The sequence below is a fragment of the Rhodococcus sp. HNM0569 genome, assembly GCF_012726205.1.
Lineage (GTDB): Bacteria > Actinomycetota > Actinomycetes > Mycobacteriales > Mycobacteriaceae > Rhodococcus_F.
This window is the reverse complement of sequence record NZ_JAASAE010000005.1, coordinates 58,866-75,938: the sequence shown is the minus strand read 5'-3', so window position 1 is coordinate 75,938 and position 17,073 is coordinate 58,866. Positions and strand designations below refer to the sequence as shown.

At 69.2% G+C, this 17,073-nt stretch carries 14 protein-coding genes and 1 pseudogene; 6 read left to right on the top strand and 9 right to left on the bottom strand.

Translation table 11 applies throughout. The features are described 5' to 3' along the window. The first annotated feature begins 22 nt into the window (after nt 1-22). On the top strand, nt 23-1,630 hold the full coding sequence (locus HCA44_RS08835; RefSeq protein WP_169648365.1) for a cytochrome bc complex cytochrome b subunit: 1,608 nt from the start codon (nt 23-25) through the stop codon (nt 1,628-1,630). A gap of 199 nt (nt 1,631-1,829) precedes the next feature. Here the strand turns inward: HCA44_RS08835 and HCA44_RS08830 are convergent. The 3 genes and pseudogenes from HCA44_RS08830 to HCA44_RS08820 form a co-directional block, all read right to left on the bottom strand. Beyond that, nucleotides 1,830-2,867: pseudogene (locus HCA44_RS08830) on the bottom strand (IS481 family transposase). 344 nt (nt 2,868-3,211) lie between these two features. After that, on the bottom strand, nt 3,212-3,628 hold the full coding sequence (locus tag HCA44_RS08825) for a cytochrome c oxidase subunit 4 (RefSeq protein WP_169648186.1): 417 nt from the start codon (nt 3,626-3,628) through the stop codon (nt 3,212-3,214). A gap of 34 nt (nt 3,629-3,662) precedes the next feature. Next, nucleotides 3,663-4,727, bottom strand: coding sequence for a cytochrome c oxidase subunit II (locus HCA44_RS08820; protein WP_169648185.1), 1,065 nt, complete (start codon nt 4,725-4,727; stop codon nt 3,663-3,665). A gap of 230 nt (nt 4,728-4,957) precedes the next feature. Here HCA44_RS08820 and asnB point away from each other — a divergent pair, with 230 nt between their 5' ends. Then, nucleotides 4,958-6,883, top strand: coding sequence for an asparagine synthase (glutamine-hydrolyzing) (gene asnB, locus HCA44_RS08815; protein ID WP_169648184.1), 1,926 nt, complete (start codon nt 4,958-4,960; stop codon nt 6,881-6,883). 69 nt (nt 6,884-6,952) lie between these two features. Here the strand turns inward: asnB and HCA44_RS08810 are convergent, their stop codons facing one another. The 3 genes from HCA44_RS08810 to HCA44_RS08800 all read right to left on the bottom strand — a co-directional run bounded on the left by HCA44_RS08810 (nt 6,953) and on the right by HCA44_RS08800 (nt 9,669). Beyond that, nucleotides 6,953-7,924, bottom strand: coding sequence for a carbohydrate kinase family protein (locus tag HCA44_RS08810; protein ID WP_169648183.1), 972 nt, complete (start codon nt 7,922-7,924; stop codon nt 6,953-6,955). A 166-nt stretch (nt 7,925-8,090) separates the two neighbouring features. Beyond that, complete coding sequence (locus HCA44_RS08805; protein ID WP_169648182.1) at nt 8,091-8,441, bottom strand: iron-sulfur cluster assembly accessory protein; 351 nt, start codon at nt 8,439-8,441, stop codon at nt 8,091-8,093. Nucleotides 8,442-8,598: 157 nt separating this feature from the next. Continuing rightward, nucleotides 8,599-9,669 (bottom strand): glycerate kinase, encoded by a 1,071-nt coding sequence (locus tag HCA44_RS08800; protein ID WP_169648181.1) that lies wholly within the window; start codon nt 9,667-9,669, stop codon nt 8,599-8,601. A gap of 99 nt (nt 9,670-9,768) precedes the next feature. On the opposite strand from HCA44_RS08800, the gene HCA44_RS08795 reads away from it, so the two are divergent. The 3 genes from HCA44_RS08795 (at nt 9,769) to HCA44_RS08785 (ending at nt 12,696) form a co-directional block, all read left to right on the top strand. After that, nucleotides 9,769-10,434: a DUF3043 domain-containing protein gene (locus tag HCA44_RS08795; RefSeq protein ID WP_169648180.1), complete on the top strand. Its 666-nt coding sequence runs from the start codon at nt 9,769-9,771 to the stop codon at nt 10,432-10,434. A gap of 356 nt (nt 10,435-10,790) precedes the next feature. Next, nucleotides 10,791-11,918 (top strand): nicotinate-nucleotide--dimethylbenzimidazole phosphoribosyltransferase, encoded by a 1,128-nt coding sequence (gene cobT, locus HCA44_RS08790; RefSeq protein ID WP_169648179.1) that lies wholly within the window; start codon nt 10,791-10,793, stop codon nt 11,916-11,918. A gap of 1 nt (nt 11,919) precedes the next feature. Beyond that, a complete protein-coding gene (locus HCA44_RS08785; protein WP_169648178.1) occupies nt 11,920-12,696 on the top strand; it encodes an adenosylcobinamide-GDP ribazoletransferase in 777 nt (258 codons plus the stop codon). A 28-nt stretch (nt 12,697-12,724) separates the two neighbouring features. Here the strand turns inward: HCA44_RS08785 and HCA44_RS08780 are convergent, their stop codons facing one another. Then, nucleotides 12,725-13,846 carry a branched-chain amino acid aminotransferase gene (locus HCA44_RS08780; protein ID WP_169648177.1) on the bottom strand — a complete coding sequence of 374 codons (1,122 nt, stop codon included), beginning with the start codon at nt 13,844-13,846 and terminating at the stop codon, nt 12,725-12,727. 31 nt (nt 13,847-13,877) lie between these two features. After that, on the bottom strand, nt 13,878-14,993 hold the full coding sequence (gcvT, locus tag HCA44_RS08775) for a glycine cleavage system aminomethyltransferase GcvT (RefSeq protein ID WP_169648176.1): 1,116 nt from the start codon (nt 14,991-14,993) through the stop codon (nt 13,878-13,880). A 66-nt stretch (nt 14,994-15,059) separates the two neighbouring features. Between gcvT and HCA44_RS08770 the strand changes: the two genes are divergently transcribed. Then, a complete protein-coding gene (locus HCA44_RS08770) occupies nt 15,060-16,577 on the top strand; it encodes a leucyl aminopeptidase (RefSeq protein WP_169648175.1) in 1,518 nt (505 codons plus the stop codon). Between the two features lie 30 nt (nt 16,578-16,607). Here HCA44_RS08770 and HCA44_RS08765 read toward each other — a convergent pair whose 3' ends face one another. Further along, on the bottom strand, nt 16,608-16,955 hold the full coding sequence (locus HCA44_RS08765) for an oxidoreductase (RefSeq protein WP_169648174.1): 348 nt from the start codon (nt 16,953-16,955) through the stop codon (nt 16,608-16,610). Nucleotides 16,956-17,073 lie beyond the last annotated feature (118 nt).

Genomic DNA, 17,073 nt, shown 5'->3' with positions numbered 1-17,073 from the left:
CGCCGCCGAGCAGGCGGAGGCGATGGATTCGCGATACCACCTCGCTCCGGGCATCCGGCGGCAGATCAACAAGGTCTTCCCCACCCACTGGTCGTTCCTCCTGGGCGAGATCGCGCTCTACAGCTTCATCATCCTGCTGATCTCGGGCGTGTACCTCACGCTGTTCTTCGACCCGTCGCTCGCACACGTCGTGTACGACGGCGCATACCAGCCGCTGCGTGGCGTCACGATGTCGCGTGCGTACGAGACCACCCTCAACATCTCGTTCGAGGTGCGAGGCGGTCTGTTCGTCCGACAGATCCACCACTGGGCCGCGCTCATGTTCGCGGCGTCGATCATCGTGCACCTCGCGCGCATCTTCTTCACCGGTGCGTTCCGCAGGCCGCGCGAAGCGAACTGGGTCATCGGCTGCCTGTTGCTGATCCTGGCGATGTTCGAGGGCTTCTTCGGTTACACCATCCCCGACGACCTGCTCTCGGGCACGGGCCTTCGCGCCGCATTCGGCGGCATCACCATGTCGGTGCCGGTCATCGGCACGTGGCTGCACTGGATGATCTTCGACGGCGACTTCCCGGGAATGCTGATCATCCCGCGCCTGTACGTCGCGCACGTCCTGCTGTTCCCGGCGATCATCCTCGCGCTCATCGCCGGCCACCTGGCGCTCGTGTGGTACCAGAAGCACACGCAGTTCCCCGGCCCGGCCCGCACCGAGAACAACGTCGTGGGTGTCCGCATCCTCCCGGTGTTCGCGGTCAAGTCCGGCGCGTTCTTCGCGATGACGTTCGGTGTCCTCGCCCTGATGGGTGGTCTGCTGCAGATCAACCCGGTCTGGACGATCGGCCCCTACAACCCGGCGCAGGTGTCGGCAGGTTCGCAGCCCGACATCTACATGATGTGGACCGACGGTTTGGCCCGCCTGTGGCCCGCGTGGGAGATCTATCTGGTCGACAGGTACACGATCCCCGCGGTGTTCTGGGTCGCGGTCATCATGGGCCTGGTGTTCATGCTGCTCATCGTCTACCCGTGGATCGAGAAGAAGCTCACGAAGGACGACGCGCACCACAACCTGCTCCAGCGTCCGCGTGACGTGCCGGTGCGCACGGCGATCGGTGCGATGGCGATCTCCTTCTACGCCGTCCTCACCATCTCCTGCATCAACGACATCATCGCGTACCACCTGGACATCTCGCTCAACGCGATGACCTGGATCGGCCGCATCGGCATGGTGTTGCTGCCCCCGATCGCGTACTTCGTCACCTACCGGTTCTGCATCGGCTTGCAGCGCAGCGACCGCGCGGTGCTCGAACACGGCATCGAGACGGGCATCGTCAAGCGGCTGCCGAACGGCGAGTTCATCGAGGTCCACCAGCCGCTCGGCCCGGTCGACGACCACGGCCACCCGATCCCGCTCGAGTACCAGGGTGCGGCGATCCCGAAGAAGATGAACAAGCTCGGCTCGGCCGGCAAGCCCGGCTCGGGCAGCCTGCTCAAGGCCGACCCGACCGAGGAGAGCGAAGCGCTCGAGCGCGCCCATCACGAGGGCGAGCACAAGCAACTGCAGATCCTCACCGAGTACCAGGACCGCGCGCACGGCAAGGGTTCGGACTCCGACAGCGGAGACGAGCACTAGGCCCAGCCAGTTCGACGAGAGCGGCCCCGAACCATGTGGTTCGGGGCCGCTCTCGTGTGTGCGCCCGCTCTCCGTACCCGAAGCGATGAAGACGGTCCGGCTGTCGGCTACGAAGGCCGAGCGAAAGCAGGCCGTCGTTGCCGTCGTCGTCGCACTGCACGTCGTCGTCCCACTGCAACAGGACACGGCTGCGGAATACTCACCCGCCGCGCGCCTCGTCCACGACGGACCGCGGCACGTAGCTGTGATGTCCAGGGACGTTGGTCAGCCTGGCGATCGGTGGTTGGCTCCGATGGCGGAGTGGGCTCGGTGGTGATTGTAGAAGTGAAGCCAAGCCGGTAGCGCGGCGTTGCGTTCACCGGTGGAGGTGTACATGCGCCGGGAGGCCCAGCCGTCGGCGAGGGTGCGGTGGAACCGTTCGATCTTCCCGTTGGTTCGGGGCCGGTACGGCCGAGTCCGCTGATGGACGATGCCGAGATCGGCGCAGGCATGACGCCACGCAGAGGACTTGTAGGCCGCCCCGTTATCGGAGAGCACCCGCTCGACGCGCACACCGTAGTCGGCGAACCACGCAACCGCTCTGCGCAGGACACCGATCGCGCGGTGACCGAAGTCTCGTCACTGCACATCCCGGCATAAGAAACACGGGAATGATCATCGATCGCGGTGTGCACGAACGCTTTTCCGATCTTCGGCCGATAGGCCGCACCTCGTGTGCCGGTGCGCCGGGCGGTGGCCTGCCTGTTGCGGTGTCCCTTCGCCGGCCCGACATAGCGCCAGCCTCCCCGTCGGGGATATTGGCGAACTTGGTGACGTCGACGTCGATGAGCGAGCCGGGATACTCGTGCTCGTACCGTCGCAGCCGCTCGCCGGTGACGCGGTCGATGCGCCCGAGCCGGTTGATCCGGCAGCGGACGAGGACGGCGTGCACGGTCGAGGCCGCCATGCCGAGCCGGCTGGCGATCTGGATCGGGCCGAGGCGGTGGCGCCACCGCAGTCGCACGATCTCGCGGACCTTCTCGTCGCTGGTCTTGTTCGGAGACGATCTCGGGCGTGAGCTGCGGTCGCGCATCCCGGCCGGGCCTTCGGCGAGGTAGCGTTGCGCCCATGTGCTCGCGGTGCGCGGGGAGACCATGAACAGTTTCGCTGCCGCAACGCGGCTCCATCCGTCATCGATGACGAGTTGGGCCAGTCGTAGGCAGGCGCGTGGGATCAGTGCTGCATTAGCGTGGGACATGAGGGCCTCCGGCCTGTGAAGCGGTTCCTTGACAGCTCCACTTCACTACCGGAGGCCTTCGTATTCAGGCACTCGTCGAGCCCGCTCCCCCCGTTCCGCGAGACGGGTCTGCTCGACCAACCGAACGGGCGATATCGCAGGATGCCACTCGAACGATGGTGTCGATACTGCCCGCTCGCCGTTGCCGCGGCGGCGTCCTGCCGGTGCTGTCCACGGGGCTTCGTCAGGTCCGTACGGCACACCGATACGCCAGAGGGCCGGTAACCGTGTCGGTTACCGGCCCTCTGGCGCATGTATCGATGCTCCTGCGGCGAAGCCCCAGTCGCTGTTTCTCCGGCGAAGCCTCAGTGCTTCTCGGGACCGACGTAGTACTCGAAGACGAGGCCCGCGGCCGCGGCGATGACCGCGATCGCCGACGGCACGATCATCCACCACTGGAAGAATGCGAGCGAGATGGCCGCGAGGGCCGCCGCGCCTGCGACCAGAATGGGCCAGAAACTGCCGGGGCTGAAGAAGCCGAGGTCGCCTGCGCCGTCGGCGATCTCCGCGTCGTCGTAGTCCTCGGGGCGCGTGTCGAGACGACGCGCGACGAACCGGAAGTAGGTGCCGGCGATGAGCGTCAGGCCCGCCGAGAGGCAGATGGCCGTGAGTCCCGCCCACTCGATGCCCGTGCGCGACAGGCCCGTGAAGACTCCGTACACGACCGCGACGAGAATGAAGAACACCGTCAGGATCTCGAAGAGCTTCGCTTCGATCTTCATATCAGCATTTGTCCTTGATCAGAGGTCGATGTGCTCAGTTGCCCTCGGCAACCGTCGCCTGGCGGTAGGTGCGGTCGGTGTCGAACGGCGTGGTCGACGTCGCGACCGGCGACTCGCCGATCTGCGCGAGAGCGTCTGCCGTGGACAGCTCCTGGCCACCCTCGGCCTTCGGCTTGCGCAGCTCGATGTAGCGGTCGAACTTCTCCGGCGACACCGCGCGGACCTCGAAGTTCATCATCGCGTGGAACGTGCCGCACATCTCGGCGCAGCGGCCGACGAACGCGCCTTCCTTCTCGATCTCGCTGATCTGGAAGACGTTGTCCGAGTGGTTCTCCTCCGGGTTCGGGTTGACGTCCCGCTTGAACAGGAACTCGGGGACCCAGAAGGCGTGGATGACGTCGGCCGACGCGAGTTCGAACTGGATGCGCTTGCCGGTGGGCAGCACCAGGATCGGAATCTCCTGGCTCGTACCGACGGTCTCGATCTTGCTGTAGTGCAGGTAGGAGACGTCCTGCGGGTTCTTGCCGTGGATCGGGCCCGGAACTTCCTTGCCGTGCTCGTCGATCTCGGAGACCTCGGCGTTCTCCTGCAGACGCGTCTCGGTTTCGTGGTCCACCGCGTCGTACGTCGTGCCGTTGCCGAGAGCGATGTCGCGGTAGCCGAACTTCCAGTTCCACTGGTAGGCGGTGACGTCGACCGTGACGTCGGGGTCGCCTTCCTTGTCCAGGACCTGGTTCTGGACCACGACCGTGAAGTAGAAGAGCACCGCGATGATCACGAACGGGATTGCCGTGTACGCGAGTTCGAGGGGAACGTTGTACGCCGTCTGCCGCGGGAACTCGGGCGAGTTCTTCTTCTTGCGGTGGAACATGACGGTCCAGAACACGAGGCCCCACACGATGACGCCCATGACGAGCGCCGCGATGACCGACCAGGTCCACAGTTCACGCATCCGGTGCGCCTGCGGAGTGATACCCGAAGGCCACCCGAAACGGAGCACCGAGTTGTCGATGGAACAACCCGACAGCAGCACGGCAGCGATGCCCAGTGATACTGCCAGCCCTGCCCGCCGAAGGATCCGACCTTGCGCCACGTTCACGCCTTCCTGATCGCCGCAAATACACGAGGGCTCACCCACAGGGGAAGGCCCAATTACTACGCAGCGTAGACCAAAGCCCGCGACGTACCACTCCCAGGGTCGGAACGTGTCGCCGTCCGGTGCGCGCCGGGGTCGATGGACGATCTGCGGCATACTTCCTCACTAGAGTTTCAGACATCTCCACGGATGTGGAGTGGTTTCCCCGAATCTGAATTGAGGTACCGGTCGCTGTGTGCGGACTGCTCGGGTTCTTGACTTCTGACGGCACCACCGACGACACCGTTTCCCGCGTCGACCAGGCGATGCACTGCATGCGCCATCGCGGGCCGGACGAGCACGGCACGTGGAACGACGGCCAGGTGGTGTTCGGGTTCAATCGTCTGTCGATCATCGACATCGCGCACTCGCACCAGCCCTTGCGCTGGGGCCCGCCGGACAATCCGGAGCGTTACGCGCTCACCTTCAACGGTGAGATCTACAACTACGTCGAGTTGCGGGCCCAGCTCGCGGACGAGTTCGGCGCACAGTTCCGCACCGAGGGCGACAGCGAGGCCATCGTCGCGGCCTTCCACTACTGGGGCGAGGACGCGGTGCGGCGCCTGCGCGGCATGTTCGCGTTCGCGATCTGGGACACCGAGCAGGGCGAACTGTTCGTCGCGCGCGACCCGTTCGGCATCAAACCGCTGTTCCTCGCGACGGGCGGACACGGCACGGCGTTCGCGAGCGAGAAGAAGAGCCTGCTCGAGATCGCAGACGTCGTGGGCATCGACACCGAACTCGACAACCGTGCGCTCGAGCACTACACGGTGCTGCAGTACGTGCCTGAACCGGAGACCCTGCATCGGCGCATCCGCCGGCTCGAGTCCGGCAGCTTCGCCCGGGTGCGTCCGGGCTCCGATCCCGTCGTCACCCGGTACTTCCGGCCGTCCTTCCCGGTGCGTCCGTTCACTGCCGGCAGCGAGCAGGCGCGCTACCAGGAGATCGCCGAGGTCCTCGAGGACTCGGTCGCCAAGCACATGCGCGCCGACGTCACGGTCGGATCGTTCCTGTCCGGCGGCATCGACTCGACGGCGATCGCTGCGCTCGCGATGCGACACAATCCGAAGCTCATCACGTTCACCACGGGCTTCCAGCGCGAAGGCTATTCCGAGGTCGACGTCGCAGCCGAGTCCGCAGAGGCGATCGGCGCGCGGCATGTCGTCAAGGTGGTCTCTCCGGAAGAGTTCGCGGCCGCGATCCCGGAGATCGTGTGGTATCTCGACGATCCCGTCGCCGATCCCGCGCTCGTGCCGTTGTGGTTCGTCGCGCGTGAAGCCCGCAAGCACGTCAAGGTCGTGCTGTCGGGCGAGGGCGCCGACGAGCTTTTCGGGGGCTACACGATCTACCGCGAACCGCTCTCACTCGCGCCCTTCGAGAAGCTGCCCGCCCCGCTGCGCCGCGCCGCGGGCGCGCTGTCCGAACGCATCCCGGACGGCACGCGGGGCAAGAGCCTGCTGCACCGCGGCTCGATGCCCCTCGAAGAGCGGTACTACGGCAACGCCCGCAGCTTCAACGACGCGCAGCTCCGTGCGGTGCTGCGCGACTTCCGCCCGGAGTGGACGCACCAGGACGTCACGGCGCCGATCTACGCGCAGTCTCGCGGGTGGGATCCCGTGGCACGCATGCAGCATCTCGATCTGTTCACGTGGCTGCGCGGGGACATCCTGGTCAAGGCCGACAAGACGACGATGGCGAACTCGCTCGAGCTGCGCGTGCCCTTTCTCGATCCCGAGGTGTTCGCCGTCGCCTCACGTATCCCGCTCGACCAGAAGATCACGAAGTCGACCACGAAGTACGCGCTGCGCAAGGCACTCGAGGGCATCGTGCCCGCGCACGTTCTGCATCGGGCGAAGCTCGGTTTCCCGGTGCCGATCCGGCACTGGCTCGCCGGTCCCGAACTGTTCGACTGGGCGCGCGAGAACATCACGGCGTCGCAGACCGATCACCTCGTCGACAAGGCCGCCGTGCTGCGCATGCTCGACGAGCACCGCGCGGGCACGAGTGATCACAGCCGAAGGCTCTGGACCGTCCTGACGTTCATGATCTGGCACGGCATCTTCGTCGAGGGCCGCATCGTCCCCGACATCAAGGAGCCCGTGTACCCCGTCGATCTGTAGAGCCGGCGAGACACGAGTGGGGCCCGAGGCGCACGCCTCGGGCCCCACTGTCGTCAGCTCGTCCGCCCGTCAGGCGAGTGTCGCGGCGATCTCGTCGGCGGCCGCCAGCCCGTATGCGTCGCCGAGTCGTGCGAGCGCGTCGTCGCGGTCGAAGCGCCATTCCTGCGTGCCGACCGTCTCGAGCACGTACACCGCGACGAGGGAACCGAGCTGCGCTGCACGCTCGTGGCCCAGGCCCGCACTCCGGCCGAGCAGGAAGCCCGCGCGGAATGCATCGCCCACGCCCGTCGGATCGACCTTCCCCTTCTCCGGGACGACACCGACGTGCACGCGCTGCCCGCTCTCCACGATCTCGACGCCCCCGGCGCCGAGCGTCGTGACGCGCACGCCCACCTGCGCCGCGACCTCGGCCTCGGTGAGACCGGTCTTCTGCAACAGCAGGCTCCACTCGTACTCGTTGGTGAACAGGTATTTCGCGCCGGTGACCAGCGCACGGGCCTCGTCACCCGACAGACGCGCGAGCTGCTGCGAGGGATCGGCCGCGAACGGAATGCCCAGCTCGCGGCATTCGTCGGTGTGCCGCGCCATCGCGGCCGGATCGTTCGCACCGATCAGGACGAGGTCGAGCGTTCCCGCCTGCTCCGCGACGGCGGCGAGCGAGATGTCGCGCGCTTCGCTCATCGCTCCCGGGTAGAACGACGCGATCTGCGCCATGTCCTCGTCGGTGGTGCAGACGAACCGCGCGGTGTGCGCGGTGTCCGAGACCGCGACGGCCGAGCAGTCGACACCGTTGCTTTCGAGCCATGCCCGGTACTCGGCGAAGTCGGCGCCCACCGCACCGACGAGCAGCGGTGTGCCACCGAGCACGCCCATCGCGTACGCGATGTTGCCGCCGACGCCGCCGCGGCGCACCACCAGGTCGTCCACCAGGAAGCTCAGCGAGATGTGCTTCAGCTGGTCGGCGACGAGCTGCTCGGCGAACTTGCCGGGAAAGCGCATCAGGTGGTCGGTGGCGATCGAGCCGGTAACCGCAATTCTCACGGTGGAGAGCCTTTCGACGGGGGGGGTGCAATCGGTGAGCGCACTCACCGTACTCGCTCGTCACGCACGGTCGACCACCCTCCGGACGAGGCCGCACAGACGACACCGGCGCGGAACCTCGCAGGAGGTTCCGCGCCGGTGCGGCCGTGCCGGTGGTGCGTGAGGCTCAGTTGAACGAGTCTCCGCATGCGCACGAGCCGGTGGCATTGGGATTGTCGATGGTGAAGCCCTGCTTCTCGATCGTGTCGACGAAATCGATCGACGCACCCTCCACGTACGGCGCACTCATGCGGTCGACCGCGAGCGAGACGCCACCGAAGTCGACGACCAGGTCGCCGTCGAGCGTGCGATCGTCGAAGAACAGCTGGTAACGCAGGCCCGCGCAACCGCCGGGCTGGACTGCGATGCGCAGCGCGAGGTCGTCGCGACCCTCCTGATCGAGCAGCGCCTTCGCCTTCGAGGACGCGGCCTCGGTCATCGTGACGCCGTGGGTTGCAGTCTCGTTCTGCACAGTCATGGGCTCTCCCTCATGTGTCGTACCAAGTATCCGCTGCGCTCGGCTTCTGCGTCCGGCGCGCTCGGGCTCGTGGGTCTCGCTCAGTTCGGGCCCGTGAACGCTTCAACCGTACTCCCGGCCGGTCTGTTCCCGGATCCGCTCCCTGGGCACCAGTGTGTCACTCACCGGCCGTCCAGTCACGCGCCACCGCGGCGGTGAGCGCGACGAGTTGGTCACGTGCCTCGCTCATGGCGCGCGCGGTCGAGCCTGCGAAGTCGGTGAGCGAGAAGGCCGACGAGATGCCGTGCGCCGCGAGCCGCTCGGCCGGGACGTCGACCTGGCCCGCGAGACACACGGTGGGTACTCCCACTTCCGCTGCCGCGGCGGCGAGCGCCGCCACGACCTTGCCACGCAGCGACTGTTCGTCGAGTCGCCCCTCCCCCGTCAGGACGAGGTCGACGCGCCGCAGCGAGGCGGCCTGCTCGGTGCTGTCCGCGACGACGCCCGCCCCGGACCGTCTGCGGGCTCCGAGCGCGAGCAGTGCAGCACCGAGCCCACCGGCAGCGCCTGCGCCCGGTGCGCGCGTGACATCGGGAGCGCGCTCCTCCAGATCGCGGGCCCATGCGACATTGCGGTCCTCGAGCCACGCGATCGTCTCGTCGTCGGCACCCTTCTGCGGTCCGAAGACATGCGCTGCACCCTCGCGGCCGAGCAGCGCGTGTTCGACGTCGGTCGCGGCGACCAGCTCGACGGCGGCGAGCCGCTCGCGGGCGGCGTCGAGCCCGCCGAGCGCGTCGACGAGCCCTCGGCCGCCGTCGGTGCAGGCGCTGCCGCCGAGCCCGACGACGATCGTGGTGGCGCCCGCGTCGAGAGCATGCGCGACGAGTTCACCGACGCCGCGGCTGTGGGCGCGTCGCGCGGTGTCGGGCGAGACGGGCCTGCCGAGCAGCGCGAGACCGCACGCCTGCGCGGATTCGACGTAGGCGACGCCGTCCGCACACAGCCATCGGGCCTCGACGTCGTCGTCCAGCGGCCCGCGCACCGTCGCCGACCGCACGGACGGCGACGCACTCGCGAGGCCGCTCGACTCGGCGAGGACGTCGACGAAGCCCGGGCCGCCGTCCGAGCGCGGGGCGGCGAGCACCGAATCGGACGGCCGCGACGTGAGCCAGCCTTCGGTCATCGCGTCGCACGCGTCGACGGCCGTCAGGGTGTCGCCGAACGAGTCGGGCGCGATCATCACTCGCATCGCAGCAGTCTACGAGCGGTTGCGCCCACCCGCAGGTGACGGAGATGCTGGTCCGGACCGCTTTCGACGCCCGCGCGCCGTTCCCATTACCCTGGAGGTGTGAAATTGCTGCGCCGCGGAGACTCCGACAATCCCGACAACACCCGGGCGGATGCCGCCGACTCGTCGCCTGCGGCGGAATCCCCGGAAGCGCAGGACTCCGCTCAGGTCGGCAAGGGCCGTCCCACACCCAAGCGCCGCGACGCCGAAGGGCGTCGCCGTGGTCCGGTCGCTCCCGCGCCGATGACCGCGAAGGAAGCGCGCGCGCGTCGCAAGGCCACGCGCGGTTCCAAGCAGGACCGCAAGGCGGCTGCGGCCGAGCGTCGCGCCACCGCTGCGGACCGACGCGCCCGCATGCTCGCGGGCGAGGACAAGTACCTGTTGCCGCGCGACAAGGGCCCGGTGCGCGCGTACGCCCGCGACATCGTCGATGCGCGCCGCAATCTCGTGGGCATGTTCATGCCGCTCGCTCTCGTGCTCATCATGGCGATGTTCGTGAGTCCCGGCGTGCAGGCCATCGTCACGCTCGTGATGCTGGTGATGATGCTGTTCATGGTCGTCGAGGGCATCTTCCTCGGCCGCATGGTCAACAACCGGGTGCGTGCCCGCTATCCGGACACCACGGACGGCGGGCTGAAACTCGGGTGGTACGCCTTCGTCCGCGCGTCGCAGCTGCGTAAGCTGCGTGCCCCCAAGCCGCGCGTCGGCCCGGGCGACGCCATCTGACGCCCCGCGTCGTGGCGACCGCGGCGACGTGGTGCGCGTCGTCGGGCCGGAACATGTCCCGCGCGTAGGCACGGCGTAGGGCGCGCGGCACCCCGTCGGTTCGGCGACCGAGCCGGAGGATGCCCAGCTGCAGGACGACGAGGGCCCCGGCGAGGACCACGAAGACGACGAATTCGCTCATGTCTCGAGCGTCCTCGGTCCCCGCCGCGCCCGACAGTGGCAGCTTTGCCGTTCACCGTCGTATTTCTGCCACAACCGGCGCGCGGTCGGCGCGGCGTGCCGGTTGATAATCTCGTCGCGGCGGACGCCCACATCCCGGCGATCGAACCGCCTGGTTCCGTCTCGAAAGGCAACACGTGACCGACGAGTCTGTGCACACCGACGCCGCGTGGTTCGATCCGATCACCCCGCCCGATCCGCATGCACGGGCCGCGGCCCACGAGCGTCAGCTCTCGCTCACCAAGCCCGCCGGCTCGCTCGGCCGCCTCGAAGAACTCGGCGAATGGATCAGCGCGTGCCAGGGGGCGTGCCCGCCCGCACAGTTCGCGCGCCCACGGGTCGTCGTGTTCGCGGGCGACCACGGGGTCGCGCAGGCCGGGGTGTCGGCATATCCGGCCGAGGTCACCGCGCAGATGGTCGCGAACTTCGTCGCGGGCGGCGCGGCCGTCAATGCGCTCGCCGCGGTCGCGGGCGCGGGCGTGCGCGTCGTCGACATGAGCGTCGCGTCCGACACCGACCCGTCGGTGTCGCAGTACAAGGTGCGACGCTCGTCGGGCGCCATCGACCGCGAGGACGCGATGACCCACGACGAGACCCTCGCGGCCCTGGGCGCGGGGCGCGCGATCGCGGATGCCGAGATCGATTCGGGCGCAGACCTTCTCATCGCCGGCGACATGGGAATCGGTAACACGACGCCTGCCACGGCGCTCGTCGCGACGCTCACCGACACCGAACCGGTCGCAGCGGTCGGCCGTGGCACGGGCGTCGACGACGCGGGCTGGATGCGCAAGACCGCCGCGATCAGAGACGCGATGCGCCGTGCACGCCCGTTCATGCGTGACGCGGTGGGCCTGCTGCGCACCGCGGGCGGAGCCGATTTCGCCGCCACCGCGGGCTTTCTGGCACAGGCGTCGCTACGACGCACTCCGGTCGTGCTCGACGGACTCGTGGTCACCGCGGCGGCGCTCGTCGCGGAAGAACTCGCGTTCGGCGCGAAGCACTGGTGGGTCGCGGGACACCGCTCGACCGAACCGGCCCACTCGATCGCGCTGAGCCGGCTGGGCCTCGAGCCGCTGCTCGAACTCGACATGCGGTTGGGCGAGGGATCGGGAGCCCTCGCGGCGCTGCCGATCGTGCGCGGCGCCGTCGCGGCCCTCGCGGAGATGTCGACGTTCACCGAGGCGGGCGTCAGCACAGGCACCACCCCCGCGGACGACCTCGGGCCGGCTGCGGCCCCGGAGTCCGTTCCTGCCCCGGACGCCTGAGATGCCCGCGACGCTGCGGGGTGCCGTCGCCTCGGTATCGCGCGGTGTGATCACCGCGTTCTCGTGGCTGACGGTCCTGCCGGTGCACGGACCCGTGCACGTCGACCGCCGGGTGGCGCGCGGCGCGATCGCCGCGGCACCCGTCGTCGGCATCCTGTTGGGGGCCCTCGCCGCCGCCGTCGCGACGCTCGTCGCACACACGGCCGCTCCCCCACTGGTCACGGGTCTCGTCGTGGTCGGCGTGCTCGCGCTCGCGACACGCGGCATGCACGTCGACGGACTGTCCGACACCGCCGACGGCCTCGGGTGTTACGGCCCGCCCGATCGCGCACGCGCGGTCATGAAGGACGGCGGCGCAGGCCCCTTCGGCGTCGCGACGCTCTTCGTGGTGCTCGGGTTGCAGGCTGCCGCCCTGGGCGAGCTGGCGGCGCGCGGCGACTGGGCCGCGGTCTTGTTCGCGGTCGCTGCGGGGCGGGTCGCGGTGGTCGTCCTGTGTGCGCGGGGCACGCGCGCCGCCACGACGAGCGGGTTCGGTGCGCTCGTGGCAGGCACCCAGGCCTGGGGCGTGCTGCTCACGTGGACGGCCTTGCTCGTCGTGGCGGGCGTGTTCGTCGCACCCGAGTGGTGGCGGGGGCCGGTGGCCGCCGCTGCCGCGCTCGTTCTCGTCGTCCTCGGGGCGCGGCACTGCACTCGCAGGTTCGGCGGCCTGGTGGGCGACGTGCTGGGCGCCGCGACCGAACTCACCGTGGCCGTGGCGGCCGTCGTACTCGTGCTCTGACAGTCGTCCGCGTGGTCCGGCGAGCGGGTTACGCGGGCGTGGGTGCCGCGCGCAGCGTGCTCATCCAGTTGTGCGTGTCGGCGAAGGTGCCGCGCTGGATGCCGGTGAGTGTGTCCCGCAGTGCCATCGTGACCTCGCCGGGCTCACCGTCGGCGACCACGAACTCGCCGTCGGTCGACTTGACCCGGCCGACCGGGGTGATGACGGCGGCCGTGCCGCACGCGAACACCTCGGTGATCTCGCCGGACTCTGCCTTCGTCTGCCACTCGTCGGTGCTGATGCGACGCTCCTCGACCGCGAAGCCGGAGTCGGCCGCGAGGGTGAGCAGCGAGTCGCGCGTGATGCCGGGCAGCAGCGAGCCGGACAGCGACGGCGTGACGATGCGGGCGTCGGCACCCGAGCCGAATACGAAGAACAGGTTCATGCCACCCATCTCCTCGACGTACGCCCGTTCGTGCGCGTCGAGCCACACGACCTGGTCGCAGCCCTGCTCCGACGCCTGTGCCTGCGCGAGCAACGACGCGGCGTAGTTGCCGGCGAACTTCGCGGCGCCCGTGCCGCCGGGTGCGGCGCGCACGAACTCGGTGGACAACCACACGCTGACGGGCTTGACGCCGCGCGGGAAGTACGCGCCCGCGGGCGAGGCGATGAGCAGGTACCGGTATTCGTCGGCCGGCCGCACGCCGAGGCCCGGCTCGGTCGCGAACATGAACGGACGCAGGTAGAGCGCATCCTCGCCGCCCGCCGCGGGGACCCATTCGTTGTCGACGTCGATCAGCTCGTGGATCGAGCGGACGAACAGGTCGGTGGGCAGCTCGGGCATCGCGAGCCGGCGGGCGGACGTCGCGAGCCGCTCGGCGTTGGCCTCGATGCGGAAGGTCGCGATCGAGTCGTCGGTCTGCCGGTACGCCTTGAGCCCTTCGAAGATGGCCTGCCCGTAGTGCAGGACCATCGCTGCGGGATCGAGCGGAAACGGCCCGTACGGTTCCACGCGGGCGTCGTGCCAACCGCGGCCCGCGGTGTAGGTGATGGACACCATGTGGTCGGTGAAGTGCCTGCCGAAACCGGGTGCCGCGAGTACCTCACGCCGCATCTGCTCGGATGCGGGGGAAGGATGCGGAACACGGACGAATTCGGAGACACCGGTCATGCACCGATGGTATCCGACGCCGAAATACCGCTTACCTGGTGCTGGTCTGCACGAACGGCGGTGTCACGACGGCGCAGCGCAGCGCCCGTCCCCGAACGTCGACGTCCACCTCGTCGCCCACGGCGAGTTCCGCCGCGCTGTCGAGCAGCGCGAGCGCGATACCGGCCTTGAGCGTGGGCGAGAACGTGCCGGACGTGGTGACACCCACGCGCTCGCCGTCGCGCAGCACGGTGAGCTCGGGACGCAGCACACCGCGACCGAGCGCCTTCAGGCCCCACAGTTTGCGCGGTGCACCGGCTTCGCGCTGAGCGACGAGCGCGTCTCGCCCGAAGAACTCGGGCTTCTTCCAGCCGACGGCCCATCCCGTGCGGGCCTCGAGGGGCGAGATGTCGCGGCTCAGTTCGTGTCCGTGCAGCGGGTAGCCCATCTCGGTGCGCAGCGTGTCGCGGGCACCGAGACCGGCGACCTGACCGCCGCGGCTGCGGACGGGATCGAGCAGAGCCCGGAACAGTGCCTCGCTGTCCTCCCAGCGCGGGACGAGCTCGAAGCCGATCTCGCCGGTGTAGCCGGAGCGGCACACCCGGACGGGGACGCCGTTCCAGTCGGCGTCCACGAACGACATGTATTCGAGATCGGTAGGCAGGCCGAGCTCGTCGAGTACCTCGACCGAGCGCGGGCCCTGCACCGCGAGCACGCCGAAGTCGCGATGGCGGTCGGTGACCGTGACGCCCTCGGGGGCGACCGCGGCGAGTGCGGCCACGACGTCGGCCGTGTTGGCGGCGTTCGGGACGAGGAACACCTCGTCGGGCGACACCCAGTACGCGATGAGGTCGTCGATCACGCCGCCGTTGTCGGTGCAGCACAGCGTGTACTGCGCTTTGCCGGGCGCGACCTTCGCGAGGTCGTTGGTGAGACAGCGGTCGACGAAGTCGGCGGCGCCGGGGCCGGACACGAGCGCCTTGCCGAGGTGGCTGACGTCGAACAACCCGACTGCCTCACGCACGGCGGTGTGCTCGGCGACGACTCCGGCGTACGACACCGGCATCTCCCATCCACCGAACGGCGCGAAGGTGGCACCGAGTTCGACGTGGAGTGCGTGGACGGGACCCTGCTGGAGATGCTGCTGTTCGGGGGACTGCTCGCTCATGCGGCCAACCTATCGTGCGAGCGGGATTAGCATCGCACCATCCCGAACCTGCGATCAGGAGAGAACGTGAGCACTCATTCCATCCGGCCCGAGCTTCCCGAACTGGTTCCGGCGTCCGCGCCCGGCAAGGCTGCCGAGGTCCTCGTCGTCGGGACGACCGCGGGCGGCGACGGACCCGAACTCGCGCTCGCCGACGGCGTGGTCGACGAGGCCGTCCTCGCCGAACTGCTCGACGACCTGATCGCGGTGGGCGCCACGGGTGCCGCGGAGGAGACGGTGCGTGTTCCGGCGCCGTCGGGGCTGTCGGTCGCGAGCGTCGTCGCGGTCGGTCTGGGCGACGCCCAGTCGCTCGACGCCGACGGCATCCGACGCGCCGCGGGTGCGGCCGCCCGCACGCTGAAGGGCGTCGGCACGGCCGCGACCACACTGTCGGCACTCGACCTCGGCGCGGCGGCGGAGGGCTTCGCACTCGGCGCGTACACGTTCACCGCGTTCCGCTCGGCCAAGACGGCACCCGCCGACGACGCGGCGCCGGTGCGCACCGTCGAACTGCTGGTCGCCGCCCCCAAAGCGCGCGAGACGAAGGCGACGGTCGCCCGCTCGACGGCGATCGCCCGCGCCGTCGCAACGGCCCGCGAACTCGTCAACACCCCGCCCAACATCCTCTCCCCCGCCGAGTTCGCCGACCGCGCACGGCAGCTCGGCTCGGATGCCGGGCTGAAGGTCGAGGTACTCGACGAGAAGGCACTCGAGAAGAGCGGCTACGGCGGCATCGTGGGTGTCGGCAAGGGCTCGTCCCGTCCGCCGCGGCTCGTGCGCCTCGCGTACTCGGGCGGCAAGCGCGGCGCGGCGTCGGTTGCGCTCGTCGGCAAGGGCGTCACGTTCGACACCGGCGGCATCTCGATCAAGCCCGCGGCGGGCATGGAGAACATGACGTCCGACATGGGCGGCGCGGCCGCGGTCGTCGCGACCGTCGCGCTCGCGGCGGAACTGAATCTGAAGGTGAACGTGACCGCGACGGTGCCGATGGCGGAGAACATGCCGTCCGCCACGGCGCAGCGCCCCGGCGACGTCCTCACGCAGTACGGCGGCACCACGGTCGAGGTGATCAACACCGATGCCGAGGGTCGCCTGATCCTCGCCGACGCGATCGTCCGTGCGTGCGAGGACGACCCGGACTACCTGATCGACACCGCGACGCTCACCGGCGCACAGATGGTCGCGCTCGGCAATCGCACCCCGGGGGTGATGGGCACCGACGAGTTCCGCGACCGCGTCGCGCGCATCTCGCAGGGCATCGGCGAGAACGGCTGGCCGATGCCGATGCCCGCCGAGATCCGCGGCGACCTGTCCTCGAAGGTCGCCGACCTCGCGAACGTCACGAACAACCGGTGGGGCGGCATGCTCGCGGCCGCACTGTTCCTGAAGGAGTTCGTGGCCGACGGCGTGCAGTGGGCGCACATCGACGTCGCGGGCCCCGCGTACAACACCGGCGGAGCGTGGGGATACACCGGCAAGGGCGGCACCGGAGTGCCGGTGCGCACCATGATCTCGGTACTCGAGGACATCGCCGCGAACGGCTGACCGACCGGCGAACCCTGATCCGCGCGCGGATCAGGGTTCGCTGTCGCGTTCGAGCTGCGCGCGCTTGCGTTCGATGCGGCGGCGCGCGTCGTAGTCCCGCATCCGCTGCGGATAGCCGGTCTTGCGCACGTCGTACACCGGGATGTGCAGGTCGCGGCCGAGTTTGCGAGCACCCTTCTCGCCACCGACCTTCCGGCGCGTCCACTCGCCGTCGTGCGCGACGAGGACCGCGGTCACCTCGGTGACCACGGTCGCGGGTTCGATGTATGCCTCGACGCCGCGGTGTTCGCGCGCCCACCGCGCGAGGTGATCGGCGTCGCCCGACGACAGCGACGCAGCACGTGGCTTCCGGCCGGCGATTCGGTCGAACAGACCCACCGCACACCTCCTGGGTTCGGGCGTCGCGCACGCCGACGCGTGCTCGCCCTCCATTCTGCCAGCGGTGCCGAAACAGGCACCGGAGCCCTACTGACCAGTAGCAACGCGACGCGCTGCA

Excerpts from the sequence above, each read along its gene's own strand:
- HCA44_RS08785 (WP_169648178.1), top strand. The coding sequence starts at position 11,920 with ATGCCCGCGACGCTGCGGGGTGCCGTCGCCTCGGTATCGCGCGGTGTG.
- HCA44_RS08800 (WP_169648181.1), bottom strand. The coding sequence starts at position 9,669 with ATGCGAGTGATGATCGCGCCCGACTCGTTCGGCGACACCCTGACGGCC.
- HCA44_RS08825 (WP_169648186.1), bottom strand. The coding sequence starts at position 3,628 with ATGAAGATCGAAGCGAAGCTCTTCGAGATCCTGACGGTGTTCTTCATT.
- HCA44_RS08780 (WP_169648177.1), bottom strand. The coding sequence starts at position 13,846 with ATGACCGGTGTCTCCGAATTCGTCCGTGTTCCGCATCCTTCCCCCGCA.
- gcvT (WP_169648176.1), bottom strand. The coding sequence starts at position 14,993 with ATGAGCGAGCAGTCCCCCGAACAGCAGCATCTCCAGCAGGGTCCCGTC.
- HCA44_RS08805 (WP_169648182.1), bottom strand. The coding sequence starts at position 8,441 with ATGACTGTGCAGAACGAGACTGCAACCCACGGCGTCACGATGACCGAG.
- HCA44_RS08835 (WP_169648365.1), top strand. The coding sequence starts at position 23 with ATGGATTCGCGATACCACCTCGCTCCGGGCATCCGGCGGCAGATCAAC.